Below are 14,194 nucleotides of genomic sequence, written 5' to 3' on the forward strand. Positions count from 1 at the left end.
CACCCCCTTACAGCAGATCCTGTATTCCATACAGGGCTGAGTGCTTCTCGTAAAACTGCTGACTGGCCTCCAGCAGTTCGTCATCCACAATATTGAGGTACTTGATGGTGGTATCGATGTGCTTATGGCCCAGGGCCTGCTGGATCAGTTCCAGACGCCATCCGGCTTTCCGGCGCATATTGGCGAAATATCGCCGGAGCATATGCGGCGTGATGAAAATGCCGGTTTTCTCCTGAAGGCGGTTTCGCATTGAATAGACGCCATCTGCTGTTAAGGGCTGTCCCGCCGTATCCCCGGAAATATTGATGAAAAGCTTTTCCTGATGCTGTAATAGCTCCCGGTATTCCGCCAGATAGTACATGAGGAATTCAAAGGTTTCATTGCTGATCTTCGCCTTCCGGTATTCTGCGTTTTTCGCCCTTGCATGGTTCTCGTTATCATCGCGGAAATAGACGCTAATCATTTGGTGCTGATAGTCAATATCCCTGACATAATCCACGCCAAGCAGTTCGCCGATACGAAAGCCTGTTTCCGCCAACAGCAGGATGAGGAGCTGGTCGCGGCAGTTGGTGCAGGCATTCAGGATTGTGATGATTTCCTCCTGCTCGGCAGGCCGGACATTCCGTTCTTCCGCTTTCAAATAACCCTTAAATGCCTGATACCGCAGCTTCTTCTGTACGCCTACGGCATTGACCGCCATATGGTAGCTGTAGGACAGCACCTTCAGGCTTCCAAGCCGTTCATACTCCGCTTCGATAAAAAGATAGAACCTGAACACATCTTCTAAGTATGCGTTACAGGTTCCATTGTGGATTGGTTTTAAGTTGTTCTCTTTATCTGACCGGTGGTTTCCTGCTTTCAGCCAGTGCAGGAAGTCTACAAAATGTTCGCTTTGTTTCTCATAGTTTAGTTCATAGACCTGCGTGATCTCTATTGGGATTTCCCTGAGATACTCCAGGTAGTAGCATATGGCAAAGGCGGCCCGCCGCACCGTATTGGGAGAACGGTTGGCCTTTATCTTATGTTTCAGGTACTTGGAGGGCAGCAATACGATCTCCATGCTTTCCCGGTCACGGATAAAGAAATACGTTACCGCGCCCTCTGAGATTCTCTCAACGCTATATCTTCTCATTTGCTGTTCCTCCTTTCCTTCACTCGGTACACCGACAGTATACCGTGTTGTTCCGCAAATAGCTATCACAAAATCCAATAAAAAACCCGTTTTTTTCGGTCGGAAAACCACCACTACCAACAGCCGTTTATCCCTGCTCTCTGACCTCGGACACTCCGGTTTCTTCACCAGGAAACAGAATTTTATCCAAACCAAAGCTGGCCGCAATAGCCGCATCTACCTCCTGCATCATCCTGGCGCTGAACTGTGTTGTCACATCGCCCGCTCTGCTGTTTTCTCTATTCCGCCTCCGGCATCGTTCCCTCTCGTTCCTGTCCACGTGATGTCTGTTCCTATTTATTCCCAGGCTGACCGCAAGAGCTGTGTCCACTGCCTGCATCGTGCGATCATCGAGCCGCCCAATGTATTTGGCCAGCCTTGTCCGGTCAATTGTCCGCACCTGCTCCAACATGACGCAGGAATTTCTGTTCAGTCCGGCCTGCCGGTAAAGCCGCACATGAGTCGGCATCCATCGTTTCTTTCTGCCAGTGATAGCTGCCGCGATCACTGTGGGACTATAATAGTTTCCTTTATCATTCTGAATAGTCATGACCACCCGTAAAACGGGTGGCTTGTTCCAGGGCTATAAGCCCATGATACTAGGCCAGCGTCTCAAGGCGCTGGCTTTCTCTTTCGGCTGTGGGAATTCTGCTTACGCATTTTTCCCACAGCTCCGTTCAAGCCATACTGCTCTTGACTCGTCGCTACCCCTTAAGGGGTATTGATACTACTTAGCCTTAACCCTTAAAAGGGTCTTCATATTCTTTCACGCTTAACTTATCCATTGCAATATCATACTTTTCCTGCTCCTGGATATATTTCCTGATAGTGGCTTCATTTAATCCCACTGTACTAACATAATATCCCTCTGCCCAGAAATGCCGATTTCCAAATTTATACTTTAAATTTGCGTGTTTATCAAATATCATAAGTGCGCTCTTCCCTTTTAAGTATCCCATAAAAGAAGATACACTCATCTTTGGCGGAATACTTACCAACATATGGATATGATCTTTCATCAGATGTCCTTCGATAATCTCAACGCCTTTATAACTGCACAATTGTTTAATAATATCCCTTATATCCGCTTTGTATTGATTATAAATGATTTTTCGTCTATACTTTGGAGTGAAGACGATATGATATTTGCACATCCATTTTGTATGTGCGAGTGAATTTTCTTTCTTCGCCATAAATTACCTTTCCTTTCTGCAATATAGCCTGAACAACTTTATTGTAATCGGAAAGGTAATTTTTTTGTATAACAAATTGTCTCCGCCCGCATAGCAGGCGGTTTATTGTTTCACCGCTTTTCATTTTTATTCCCAGAAAAACTCAAACCGGTTCAACAGGCTAAAGCCCATAATAAAAAATGTGTAAAGTATGTTTCATTCATACCTTACACATTGATTATATTCCACATTATCCAATCATGTCTAATACCCATATCAAATCATTTTCTATGCCTTAAAAGCATTGATTTCTTCTATGAATTTATTCATTGCCAATGAATATGGAATATTCCTTCTCCATGCGATTACCGTACTTGCTGTTATTTCAGGATACAACCTTCTTTGAACAAGCAAATCCTCTCTCCAATATTTTGCAGCACCTTCAATCGAAACCGGATATCCCAGCCCATGAATCGCCATAACCCCCGCGTTCGTTCCAAGATTACTGATAAAAGATACATGGAGCTTATTGAAATCCTTACCAAACCAATTTGCGAATTCGCTCTGTACATTCTGTCTCCGTGGAAGAATAAGTGGTTTATCCAGAAGATCCTCTTTTGTAATATATTCCTTGTCCACTAATGCATCATCCGGCTTCATGCCAACAACCCAATGGTCACTTTCCATGATTCTGATATAATCGAGTCCTTCTGTATTGACCGGTTCCAAAAATAATCCAATGTCCACCAGACCCTGATTCATCATTTCATATACTGAATCTGCCGTTGCCGTGTATAATGCGATCTGCACCATTGGGTATTTTTTCTTATACACTTTACAAATTTCTGCTAAAGTTTCAACAGCAGCAAACTCACCACAACCGACTGTAATCGTGCCTTCTATCAGCTCTTCTCTCGCCTTAATTTCATCCAGCATTTTTTCTTCCAGATCAATGATTTCCAAGGCTCTTCGTTTTAATAGTATCCCAGCCTCCGTAAGCGTGATACTACGACTCCCTCTTATAAAAAGGGCCGTGCCAAGTTCCTCCTCCAATGCAGCAAGCTGTCTTGAAAGTGTGGGCTGTGTAATATTCAATTGTTCTGCAGCTTTCGTAAAGTTCTGTTCTCTCGCCACGGTCAAAAAATATCGAAGTATTCTAATATCCATCTTTATATACCTCTTTTTCAGAATCCACATAAGTAAATCTGTAGAGCATATCCAAAACTCCTTTGTTATCTCATCACCTTTTCAAGTAATGCCTGGTAACTGTCTACCACATCATAAATCACATTTTCACCACTGATTGCCTTGAAATGTTCTCTTGCACAATGAATCTTCGCATCCTCAATGCCACGCAATTCCATTGTATCCATAGACCCTTTCGTCTCGGCCACAAAGTAAATATGCTTAACAGTCCCACTCTTAAATGCAATCGCCCAGTCAGGATTATAATGACCGACCGGTGTAGAAATATAGAATCCATCCGGAAGTTTCACATATACAGCAACGTCTGATGCCCCATCCAACGCCATGGCAAACTTACGCTCATTTGTAGAATCATACACAATATGATCAAACAGATGCTTGTCAGTCTTCATTGCATTTACATCAAGCTTACCTTTGATTGTAACATCCGTAAAAATATCCGTACCATATCTGTCATCCAGAACATCATAAGTAATATGCTGAATGATTGCTGTAGCTTTCTCATTATTGATAAGTTTCGCGGCCTGAAGGATGAATTCTTCCGGATTGTCCTTAAACTGATTGAATACAGAAGGTTGGATTCCCGTCAAAATCTGAATTACTGCTTTTCTTGTCAGTCCTGTTTCTTCAACCAATTTCCCAACGAGATCATATTTAACACTTGTATTGGCAGCTACCTTATGCTGGTCATAGGTTCCTGACTTCTGCTTTTCAAATGAGGAACCGGCAAGTAAATCGTCTTTTGACTTAATCTCCTTCATGGAACCAGTCTCAACTTTGAAGAAAATCTTCGGTACATGAAGCTTACGATCAAGAGCCGCCACAGCTTTGCAAACCAATTCATCTGTGTCAAAATCTACTACATATGCAGTCCTTGCATTAATCTTACTCCACAATGCCTGGAACTCCGGCATGGCAAGCTTATCCGGATTAACCTTCAGCTCAACGTTGTTACTTCTGGCATTTTCCGGCTTCATCTTGGTATCATCATAAATACTGTCAAGAATATCAATAAAATCTGGCTTGTACTGATCCATTTCCGCCCCAAAACTTACTTCTCCATTAGCCTTCTCTTCATAAAACTTATCTGTCAAGGCTGCATCCTCATCAATGTAATCCATCTTAATCATATAATGAATAAGTCTTCTAGCCATTGCGGAGTCAATGATTTCCTCATGACCATCCTTGTCATGCACTTTGATATTTTCAAATAGGACCTCTGTAACCTGACGCGGTCTGCTGCTAACAGCTTCTGCAATTTCAGACTGTAATCCCTTAGCAAACTTATCATAGCTCTCACTGGCAATAACAGTAAGCACATTGATATTATGAACATCCGCTCCAAGCACATTCTCGTCCATACGCTCTCCATCCTCATTTACACAAAGACGCATACCACGACCGACTTCCTGACGCTTACGGATGTCACTGCTGCTCTGCTTCAAAGTACAAATCTGGAATACATTCGGATTATCCCATCCTTCTCTAAGAGCCGAGTGAGAGAAAATAAATCTAACCGGCGACTTCTGTGGATTTCGATTCAAAAGAAGCTCCTTGTTCTTCATGATAAGGTCATATGCATCAACATCATCCGATGACTCTTGCGAACGTCTCACCTTACTATTGATCATACGCCCCTTCTTATCAATAGAGAAATATCCCGCGTGTGTGTTCTTTGCACTGATACACTGCAGATATTTGATGTAATCATCTTCTCCGATTTCAAGTTGTAAATTCTGGATAATATCCTCATATTCCTGCTCAAACATATCTGCAAAAATACCATTTTCAGGATTTCCGGATTTATCATATTTTCTGTAATGTTCTACTTCATCAATAAAGAACAGTGAAAGTACTTTGATTCCCTTATAGAATAGCTGACGTTCTCTCTCAATATGCGAAAGAATAGTCTCACGGATCTGTATTCTACGGAACTGCTCTTCACTCACTTCACCAATCACATCCCCGGCATAGAGCTTGATACCATTAATGAACTCAATAGAGTCATCCCGGCCATCGATACTTTTCACAATAAAGTTATTCTTGTACTCTTCCATCTCACCGGAATTCGGATACAGATTAAATCCAATTCTAACCTTCCTGGAGACCGTCTTTACCCCTAATGTTCCCTTAGCATGGAACTGAATTGTCGCTGTAGGATCGGATTTTGATAGATTTATTCCTTCCAAATAAACATAGCTGTCTGTCGCAGTGGTACCAGATTTCTGGATACCCTTAACTGCAATCTTCTTAACAAGCTTTTTGTTATACGCTTCCATAGCATCCAAGCGATAAACCATATTATAGATACTATCACTTCTATGAGTAGCAGAATAACGAAGTGTCATCAGTGGATGAAACTCTTCCAAATTCTTCTTGGTCTGTTTTCCTTCTACAGACTGTGGTTCATCGATGATGACAATCGGATTTGTTTTCGCTATGATATCAATTGGTCTTCTGGACCTAAATTCATCCAGCTTCATATAAATTCTTCTGGCATCCTTGCCCTTTGCGTTGAATGCCTGGGAATTAATAATCATTGCGTTAATAGAGTTATCCGACGCAAATCTGTCAATCTCAGCGAGCTGCGTAGAATTGTAAATGAAGAATCTGATTTTTCTACCATATTCTTCTGCGAAATGCTCCTGTGTTACTTGGAATGATTTATAAACACCTTCTCGAATAGCAATACTTGGAACAACGATAATGAACTTGCTCCAACCATAATGTTTATTCAGTTCATACATAGTTTTGATGTAAGTATATGTCTTGCCAACACCCGTCTCCATTTCAATTGTGAGATTGTATGTACCTTCCAGCCTTGGGGATGGCTCAATCTGATTTGCTCTCTGAATCTTCTGAATATGATCCAGAATAATCTGATTATTAAGTTCCGGTACAATACGCTGATTGCCCCAACCTGTGAAATCCTGCGCATCTGTTAAAGACATCTGGTAAGTTCCGGTACCCCTATCCATCATATAAGAAGGCGTCAGATACGGCTGTCCTGCAAAAACATCAACTACTGCTTTTGCAGCATCAGCCTGGAACTTCTGATGCTTAAATTGTAGCTTCATTGTCATCTTCTCCTTAGATTACTTTCACTGATGTATCCGGTGACATAAGCTTAAAAATCTCACCAACATTAATCTTTGACGGACTTCCAGCAAAGCTGCTGTCTCTGAATACCGCACGCAAAGGCTGCTGCTTTGCAATGGTTTTGATTACGGTGTCCGGAATATTCTCATCAAAACACGCGATCAGATCACCATGGTTATAATTGTGAACTGTGTATCCTTCAACCTTTTTTGAACTGTAAGGCAGGGAAAGTGGAAGTCCCCACTCAATAAGGCAACCAAATAGCAGGTCCTCTGCTGTCCTATCATCTTTTATATTATATAACATCTCTTCAATAGTAGATTGTGAATATTCATTTGCTGAGTAGTAGACGTCTTTCATATTACTATCATCAACTTCAAAAACCCTAAATCCAACGTCAATCGCTTCCTTACCGGCGGTTATTTTTTCTCCGGCCAGCTTTATCCTCTGTATTCCAATTTCACAAATGTTACTATATCCGGCCTTAGCTCCATAACTTCCTTTTGTGCATGTCTCAGGAATTTGTATCATTATATATTTGCGTTTTCCTCCATCCTCGGCATTCAGTTGCATGACTGCATCTGCAGTTGTCGCCGAACCCGAAAAGAAATCGAGAATAACTGAATCCTTGTCTGATGCAATTTTCAATATCTGCTTAATTAATGATGTAGGTTTCGGAGTATCAAACGGAGTCTTAGTTCCAAAAAGTGCTTTCATCTCCTTATTCGCAGCATCATTATGCCCAACTTCATCAAATGGCCACCATGTAATAGGAACACGCCCTTGCTGAACTTCATTGAGATACCGCTTTAATTGAGGCGCCCCTTTTCCATCTTTTCCAAAATAAATCCTATTTTCTGATAACCATTGCTGCATTGTATCCCTGGATGCTCTCCAGCAACTACCTTCTGGCGGATAATATTCAACGCCTGTATTCGGATTAATTATCGGATATACACCTGACTGTGAAAAGGATTTCACCAAAAGATTATCGCTTCGCCATAATCCTTTTCCATCCATATCGTCATGCTTATAAGGAGCATTTTGCTCTGCCGTTCTTGGCAGCAAATTACGTGTCATCTTATTAGCATTTTTTGCATATACAACGATATAATCATGTGTTGTTGAAAAACCTTTTGCATCATTCGTTGCTGCATACTTCTTTTGCCAAACGATTGTTGCGACAAAATTCGAGTTTCCAAATACCTCATCACAAATATTTCTTAAATTATGAAATTCATTATCATCAATACTAATGAATATCATTCCTTCATCTGCCAAAAGATTCCTGGCCACAATCAATCTGGAGAAAATCATGCTGCACCAACTAGAATGAAATCTTCCATTTGAATCTGTATTCCTAATCATTTTAGAACCCTGATCTGTTATTTCACCAGACATTTCAGCATATTCATTTTGACTAATAGTAAAATCATCTCTATAAACAAAGTCATTCCCCGTATTATAAGGAGGGTCAATATATATGACTTTCACTTTATTCAGATAACTTTCTTGAAGAAGCTTTAATGCTTCCAGATTGTCTCCTTTTATGTACACATTCTCTGTAGTATCCCAATTGACGCTCTCATCCTTCTTAGGTCTGAGTGTCTTTCTTATTGGCTTACTCGCTTCTATCAAAGCTTCTTTCTTACCTACCCAGCTAAATTCATAATGTTCATCGCTTATTGACACCTCTTGGTTCAATAGCACCCTCAATAAATCGATGTTAATGGAACTGCAAAGCTTACCATCAACACCTTTACTTTCTTGAATACATTCCGGAAACAATTCTTTTATCTTGTCAATTCTAAACCTATCTGGATTCCTTGTTTCAAATAACATTTTTTCCATAAAGCAGTACTCCTACTCATCTATAAATTTACTAATCTTTTCTTTCAAACTTTGATTTCCCGCGACGCTCATTTTCAAAATAGTTTCATTACTTATAATAAAATCTACACTTTGCGCTTCATCAACATCAACTATATTGTAAAAAGATATTATTTCATCGTCATCACAAGGTCGACTTTCATGATGTAACAACCAAAAATATGAAAGTATCCTTTTGGCATAATTAGATTCTAATTTATAATTAGCCTTATCATATTTAGGCTTCCAATCAGGTATTGGCGGCTTGCTTGATCTTTTTATTTCTACCAACACACCCTTGTTTCCTAAATTATTTATAATTATTCCATCGATATCTAATTTAGTAATATTCCTGCTTAAGGTTTGCCGACTCCAAAAATGGAAATAATCTGACAAATGGCTATTTTCATCCTTACCGGTGCCTTCGTCATTAAAACATACTTCTAGTGCAGAATATATTCGTTTTCTTAACTGCTCCCCTTTAAGTATTTCGTGCTCAATTTTTCCATTCACTTTTTTTGAAATATCAAACCAATAAAACAATACTTGCTTTCGGTTATAAACACGTTCTGTATCGGCCCATTTTCCTCCATAAGTTTCTCGCAGACTAGGATAAACAATTATAACAAATGGCATATGACTCTTTGATGAAATTTCTTCTCCATATTTCATTAATCTTTTGAATGAAGAATTGCTTTGATATTTTTGATTCATAATGTCCCCAATGGTTTTCCCTTTCAACCCTTCTAATGGACTATATTCAACTCCGATGTTAAGACTAAACATTTTAGGCTCGGTACCATTTTTTCCCCATAAAAGCAAGTTGCAATCCTGTTCGCCGGATATATAGTTTTCTGGATAATTTCTTTTTAAATATTCATCTAGTTCATCTTTTCTCGCATTGGTTAATTCTTCTGAATCCTTTGTCATAATTATTTTCTCTCTTTCTTTTGGGCATAATTTTATTATATCGTCAGCCTGACACCACGTCAATTCTTCATAAGCTTTTTCCCAGGGCACAGCACTTTTATAGTTCAGCAGTTTTTACAAAAATTTCATAAATCAAAAATTGACTGGTCGGTCAATTTATGATAACATAGTCCCATAGCAAAGGAATTCCATCAGGGAGGTATTTATGAAAAGAACAGAACGGACAGAATTGACCGTATCAAAAATACAGGAAGCAGCATTAGAAGAATTTGGTGTAAACGGTTATGCTGGCGGAACGATCAATAACATCTGTAAGAGAGGAATCAACAAGGGGCTTATCTATCACAACTTTAAAGATAAAGATGAGCTCTATCTTGTATGCCTGGAGAACAGCTGCAAAAAGCTGATCTCGATGATTGAGGAAAGTGGCTGCGTCTCTGATCAGCTGCAATATATGAAGCTCCGAATGCATTTTTTTACAGAATATCCCAATGAGGCGCACATTTTCTTTGAAGCTATTTTGCAGCCTCAGGAAAAATTACGGGACAGAATAAAACAGATTTTAGAGCCCTTTGAAGAGATTAACGAAAGAATCTACCGCTGTGTTGTCTCCGGTATCACATTGCGGGACGGAATCACAGAAAAGGACGCCATTGATTATTTCCGTCAAATGCAGCGTATGTTTAATGGATATTTCAGCAGCTCCGCTTACCACTATATGACGCTGGATAAGCGAATCAGAGAACACGAGATGAACCTTTCCAAATTACTTGACTTCATGCTGTACGGGATTGCAAAAGGAGGTACACAAAAATGATACAATTACTGCGATGGCTTATGGTGCTTGTGCTGGCGATGCTTGCCGGCAAGCTGGTTTCCAAAATCAAGCTTCCATCTATTTTAGGATGGCTTATCATCGGTATGCTATTTGGCCCACACGCGTTTGGTCTGATACGTCAGCCCGTCCTCGACGCCATGTGGTATAAAACCGTTATCATGTGGATGCAGTGCGCGTTTGGCCTGATGCTCGGTACAGAGCTTGTGTGGAAAAAGCTCAAAAACTACGGCAAGGGACTGATCGTCACTACCCTGACCCAGTCTTTGGGCACCTTTTGCTTTGTAACGCTTGTCTTTGCAATTATATTTTTGTTGGCAGATGTGCCTGTTTACCTCGCCTTCATCTTCGGCGGGATTGCACTGGCTACCGCTCCTGCACCGGCGTTATCCATCGTAAACGAATTTCACGCAAAGGGACCTGTAACCAACACATTGCTGCCAATGGCGGTATTAGATGACATCGTAGCGATCATTGTATTCTTCACGGTCAATTCCGTTGTGGCCAGTTCGGTATCGGGCGGCTCCATTCCGCTATATATGATCCCCGTAATGGTTCTTTTGCCCGTCATCATCGGTCTTGTTACAGGACTTCCCGCCGGATGGCTCCTGAACAGGGTCAAAGGGCGTGCACAAACATTGGCCGTTTTGCTTGCCGGTATCACACTGACAGTCGGGATTGGCTGGTTCATAAATACAAAAATACTGTCCGGCATTACGCTGAACTATATGTTGATGGGCGTTTCCTTTTCCGCTGTATTTACAAATATGGTCGGCAAAGAGCGACTTGAGGAAATAACAGACGATTTTCATCCCATCCTGGCCGTCAGCCTGCTGGCCGCTATTGTTGATCTCGGCGCCCCGCTGAATTATCATCTGATTCTGGGCGCGGGATTCTATACCTTTTTATATATTGCGGCAAGAGGAGCCGGGAAATATTTTGGGGCAAGATTTGGCGCCAAAGCAATGAAGATGCCGGATGCCGTACAGAAATATCTCGGCCTTACATTGCTGCCCCATTCGGGCGTCTCTCTCGTTTTTACCGGGATTGCCTGTGCTACTTTGGCCTCACAGCCAGAACTTGTCGGCATCCTGCAGGGAACGATTGCCGCTGCAGCTGTAATCAATGAAATTATCGCTGTAATTGCAGCAAAAAAAGGCTTTGAATTGGCAGGGGAAATCGAAAGGATTTAAACACAGGCATTAATTTTTTTCTATAATAAACTTCAATTTCCATACGCAAAAACAACGGGTAGGATATCCGGAAATCTCCGGAACCTGCCCGCTGCTGACTTGTGTTCTCTATAACTCGTTCAATCTCTTTCAGCTCAATATCAAAGTCTATCAATTCGTCCAATGTAAGGTAATATAAATTGGATAATTTTTTTGTTTAGATTTAGCTGGCGCTTATTCAGCATGACTCGTCTGAAGACAATTCGTCTACAAAAGAGTGACTCATGATATAAAATTCTTCCTGTGAAGGCAGATATTTACGTTCTTTCGGAGGCAAGGTGTCATCATATGCCTTCGCATCTTCCGGATTCACAAGCATCACCGGGCTATCCTTGTAATACCACTTTCGGCCATCCAACACGCCGGGCTTAAGCTCTCTTATCAACATAGCTGCAGGGAACTTGTCACCTTCTACACATACATTATGTCTCTTACAACTTACGAATCCGCTGGATACATAATTCGATGGCATTCCCAAAATAACCACCGTATCATACCCCATAGACACTGCTTTTTCAAAAGAGTGATGAATCAGCAACTTTCCATAACCTCTGCGCTGATATTCCGGTTCTATACAAAGGGGTCCAAATGTCAGGATATTTTTTACATTGCCGGCTTCATCCGTTAATGTGGCTTTCGTATACATGATATACCCAATAACTTCGTCGTGAAGCTCCAAAACGAAATCCAGTTCACGAATAAAATCCTGATGCTCCCGCATTATGTGAACAAGATAGTGTTCCACACATCCAGGCATATATAAATTATAAAATGCGTTTCGTGTTATATTTTCTACGATTTCATAGTCTCTCGGTTCTTCATTACGAATACTCACCAATTTAATTTCCTCCAGTAATTTATTTTTACAGTTCTCTCCAACGTGCCAATATCGTCCTTGGATTACTTCTATCTCAATTCTGTATATTTTTCCCGCAGACATCAGCCATAAGAATACAGTAATTTATCACATCTGCAAGTTCCTCTCGGATTTTATCTATTTTCTTTTCACATTTTACATCTTCAGCACTCCATTGAAATACCTCGTTTATTGTATCCTGCTTCATTTCTATGCACTCCTTATTAACTATAATGTATCTACATACTGTGAAATATATTTTCTTAATTCTGAATCACACACATATAAATAAGTTCCTCGAATCCCCCTGGTCATCAGAACATAATATATGTATTGTATGTATTCCTTCAATTTTTCATCGGATATGAAAGTCTGTGTCGCATGTACTAATTTCCACTTCTTTTCTATCAATCCATGTGATCTGAATATATGGACTTTGATTAATCAATTTCAACATCTGATCAATCTGATCGATCGTCCCCTGCGCTTCCAACGCCACACTTCCGTCCCACTCATTTTTTACCCATCCGGTCACTCCCAGATTACTGGCTGCATAGCGGGCCCGATATCTGAAACCGACACCTTGCACCCGACCTGTAATTTTCATATGCTGACGGATTAGTTTTCTATTTGCCATAGCAACCTCCCTATTCCATATACGGAATCTGCACAACCCATTTTCCAGACAATTATAGCATAGGTTCTGTTTTCTGGTACACTTATCATATAAATTATTACGTATAAAACGAAATCTTACCCAAAAACAGCTTACCTGCATAGCTGGTGTGGCGGCCAGCACCATTCATTCTTATGAATCGGGTAATCGTTACCCATCCTATGGCGTTTTAATCAATTACCTGACTGACTACCCTGTTTTTCATCTATTAAAATGAAAATTTTCTTTTTCATCTCATAATTTACAGTTTATTTTAAATATCCATTGAATTTTTCTGTCAAATCACATATAATATAATTATGATATTTTTTTATCAATATGTATTGAAGGGGGTATTACATATGGAACTGCAAAAACTGATTTATACCGTTGAAAATGGCGTGGCTATTGTTACGATGAACTACATGAAAAATCTCAATGCCATTGATGAACAGATGGCCGATGAATTAATGTACGTTGTCGACGCAGCCGAAAAGGACCCAAACGTCAAAGTCCTGGTTTTGAAAGGCTCTGACAGAGCATTTTCGGCCGGTGGAGATATCGGCTATTTCTACCAGTTAATCCAAGCCGGAGGCGAAGTGAATATGGACGGGCTCATCGCCAAAGTCGGCATCGTTGCTGATGGATTGAAAAAGATGAGCAAGATGGTCATCACCTCTGTCTGCGGTGCAGCAGCAGGCGCCGGCGTGAGTCTCGCTCTTGGCGGCGATTTTATGATTTGTGCAGATAATGCAAAATTCATTCTGGCCTTCGTAAATATCGGTCTTGTTCCAGATACAGGTGCTACCTATCTGCTCTCCAAGGCCATCGGTGTATCTCGCACGATGGAACTGGCGGCTACAGGACGTCCTTTAGGAGCTGATGAAGCCAAAGCCCTCGGTCTGGCCTACAAAGTAACCACACCGGAAGAGCTCGATGAAGTAACGATGAAATTTGCCAGAAAACTGGCGGCCGGTCCACTTCTCTCCTACAAAAATATCAAAAAACAAATTTACGATGCAAACTATTCTGACTATAAACAATGGCTCGATAACACCGAAATCCCAACTCAGCGTGAATGTGCCGCATCCATGGATTTCCAGGAAGGCTGCAAAGCATTTATAGAAAAACGCAAAGCTGTTTTTGAAGGTAAATAACAAAAATATCTT

General features: G+C 40.8%; 15 protein-coding genes. 4 read left to right on the plus strand and 11 right to left on the minus strand.

Going from position 1 to position 14,194, the window contains the following annotated elements:
- Positions 1-7 precede the first annotated feature (7 nt).
- From EV212_RS09310 to EV212_RS09340, 7 genes are all read right to left on the minus strand, one after another.
- The gene (locus tag EV212_RS09310; RefSeq protein ID WP_132092266.1) at positions 8-1,132 is read right to left on the minus strand and encodes a tyrosine-type recombinase/integrase; all 1,125 of its coding nucleotides are present in this window, start codon (positions 1,130-1,132) and stop codon (positions 8-10) included.
- A gap of 127 nt (positions 1,133-1,259) precedes the next feature.
- Positions 1,260-1,721, minus strand: a complete 462-nt coding sequence (locus tag EV212_RS09315) for a type II toxin-antitoxin system PemK/MazF family toxin (protein WP_132092269.1) — start codon at positions 1,719-1,721, stop codon at positions 1,260-1,262.
- Between the two features lie 187 nt (positions 1,722-1,908).
- Positions 1,909-2,364: an IS200/IS605 family transposase gene (gene tnpA / locus EV212_RS09320; protein WP_132092272.1), complete on the minus strand. Its 456-nt coding sequence runs from the start codon at positions 2,362-2,364 to the stop codon at positions 1,909-1,911.
- Positions 2,365-2,631: 267 nt separating this feature from the next.
- Positions 2,632-3,510: a LysR family transcriptional regulator gene (locus tag EV212_RS09325; RefSeq protein WP_132092275.1), complete on the minus strand. Its 879-nt coding sequence runs from the start codon at positions 3,508-3,510 to the stop codon at positions 2,632-2,634.
- A 65-nt stretch (positions 3,511-3,575) separates the two neighbouring features.
- A complete protein-coding gene (locus EV212_RS09330) occupies positions 3,576-6,626 on the minus strand; it encodes a type III restriction-modification system endonuclease (RefSeq protein WP_132092278.1) in 3,051 nt (1,016 codons plus the stop codon).
- Between the two features lie 13 nt (positions 6,627-6,639).
- Positions 6,640-8,499 carry a site-specific DNA-methyltransferase gene (locus EV212_RS09335; RefSeq protein ID WP_132092281.1) on the minus strand — a complete coding sequence of 620 codons (1,860 nt, stop codon included), beginning with the start codon at positions 8,497-8,499 and terminating at the stop codon, positions 6,640-6,642.
- Between the two features lie 12 nt (positions 8,500-8,511).
- Positions 8,512-9,537 carry a hypothetical protein gene (locus EV212_RS09340; protein WP_165873350.1) on the minus strand — a complete coding sequence of 342 codons (1,026 nt, stop codon included), beginning with the start codon at positions 9,535-9,537 and terminating at the stop codon, positions 8,512-8,514.
- 115 nt (positions 9,538-9,652) lie between these two features.
- On the opposite strand from EV212_RS09340, the gene EV212_RS09345 reads away from it, so the two are divergent.
- Together EV212_RS09345 and EV212_RS09350 are read left to right on the plus strand one after the other, a co-directional pair.
- Complete coding sequence (locus tag EV212_RS09345; RefSeq protein WP_132092287.1) at positions 9,653-10,264, plus strand: TetR/AcrR family transcriptional regulator; 612 nt, start codon at positions 9,653-9,655, stop codon at positions 10,262-10,264.
- Positions 10,261-11,475: a cation:proton antiporter gene (locus EV212_RS09350; RefSeq protein ID WP_165873351.1), complete on the plus strand. Its 1,215-nt coding sequence runs from the start codon at positions 10,261-10,263 to the stop codon at positions 11,473-11,475. The genes EV212_RS09345 and EV212_RS09350 overlap by 4 nt, the downstream gene beginning before the upstream one ends.
- A 217-nt stretch (positions 11,476-11,692) precedes the next feature.
- Here EV212_RS09350 and EV212_RS09360 read toward each other — a convergent pair whose 3' ends face one another.
- The 4 genes from EV212_RS09360 to EV212_RS09375 form a co-directional block, all read right to left on the minus strand.
- On the minus strand, positions 11,693-12,352 hold the full coding sequence (locus EV212_RS09360; RefSeq protein ID WP_207669095.1) for a GNAT family N-acetyltransferase: 660 nt from the start codon (positions 12,350-12,352) through the stop codon (positions 11,693-11,695).
- A gap of 73 nt (positions 12,353-12,425) precedes the next feature.
- Positions 12,426-12,578 (minus strand): MazG-like family protein, encoded by a 153-nt coding sequence (locus EV212_RS09365; RefSeq protein WP_132092293.1) that lies wholly within the window; start codon positions 12,576-12,578, stop codon positions 12,426-12,428.
- A 20-nt stretch (positions 12,579-12,598) separates the two neighbouring features.
- Positions 12,599-12,781 (minus strand): DNA/RNA helicase domain-containing protein, encoded by a 183-nt coding sequence (locus tag EV212_RS13955; protein ID WP_334295612.1) that lies wholly within the window; start codon positions 12,779-12,781, stop codon positions 12,599-12,601.
- Positions 12,726-13,007: an acylphosphatase gene (locus tag EV212_RS09375; protein WP_132092296.1), complete on the minus strand. Its 282-nt coding sequence runs from the start codon at positions 13,005-13,007 to the stop codon at positions 12,726-12,728. The genes EV212_RS13955 and EV212_RS09375 overlap by 56 nt, the downstream gene beginning before the upstream one ends.
- A 103-nt stretch (positions 13,008-13,110) precedes the next feature.
- On the opposite strand from EV212_RS09375, the gene EV212_RS14050 reads away from it, so the two are divergent.
- Entirely contained in the window at positions 13,111-13,263 is a 153-nt protein-coding gene (locus tag EV212_RS14050) for a helix-turn-helix domain-containing protein (protein WP_257591957.1), read from the plus strand.
- A 124-nt stretch (positions 13,264-13,387) separates the two neighbouring features.
- Positions 13,388-14,182 (plus strand): enoyl-CoA hydratase/isomerase family protein, encoded by a 795-nt coding sequence (locus tag EV212_RS09385; protein ID WP_132092299.1) that lies wholly within the window; start codon positions 13,388-13,390, stop codon positions 14,180-14,182.
- Positions 14,183-14,194: the final 12 nt, after the last annotated feature.

The organism is Frisingicoccus caecimuris (assembly GCF_004340975.1).
Classification (GTDB): Bacteria; Bacillota; Clostridia; order Lachnospirales; family Lachnospiraceae; genus Frisingicoccus; species Frisingicoccus caecimuris.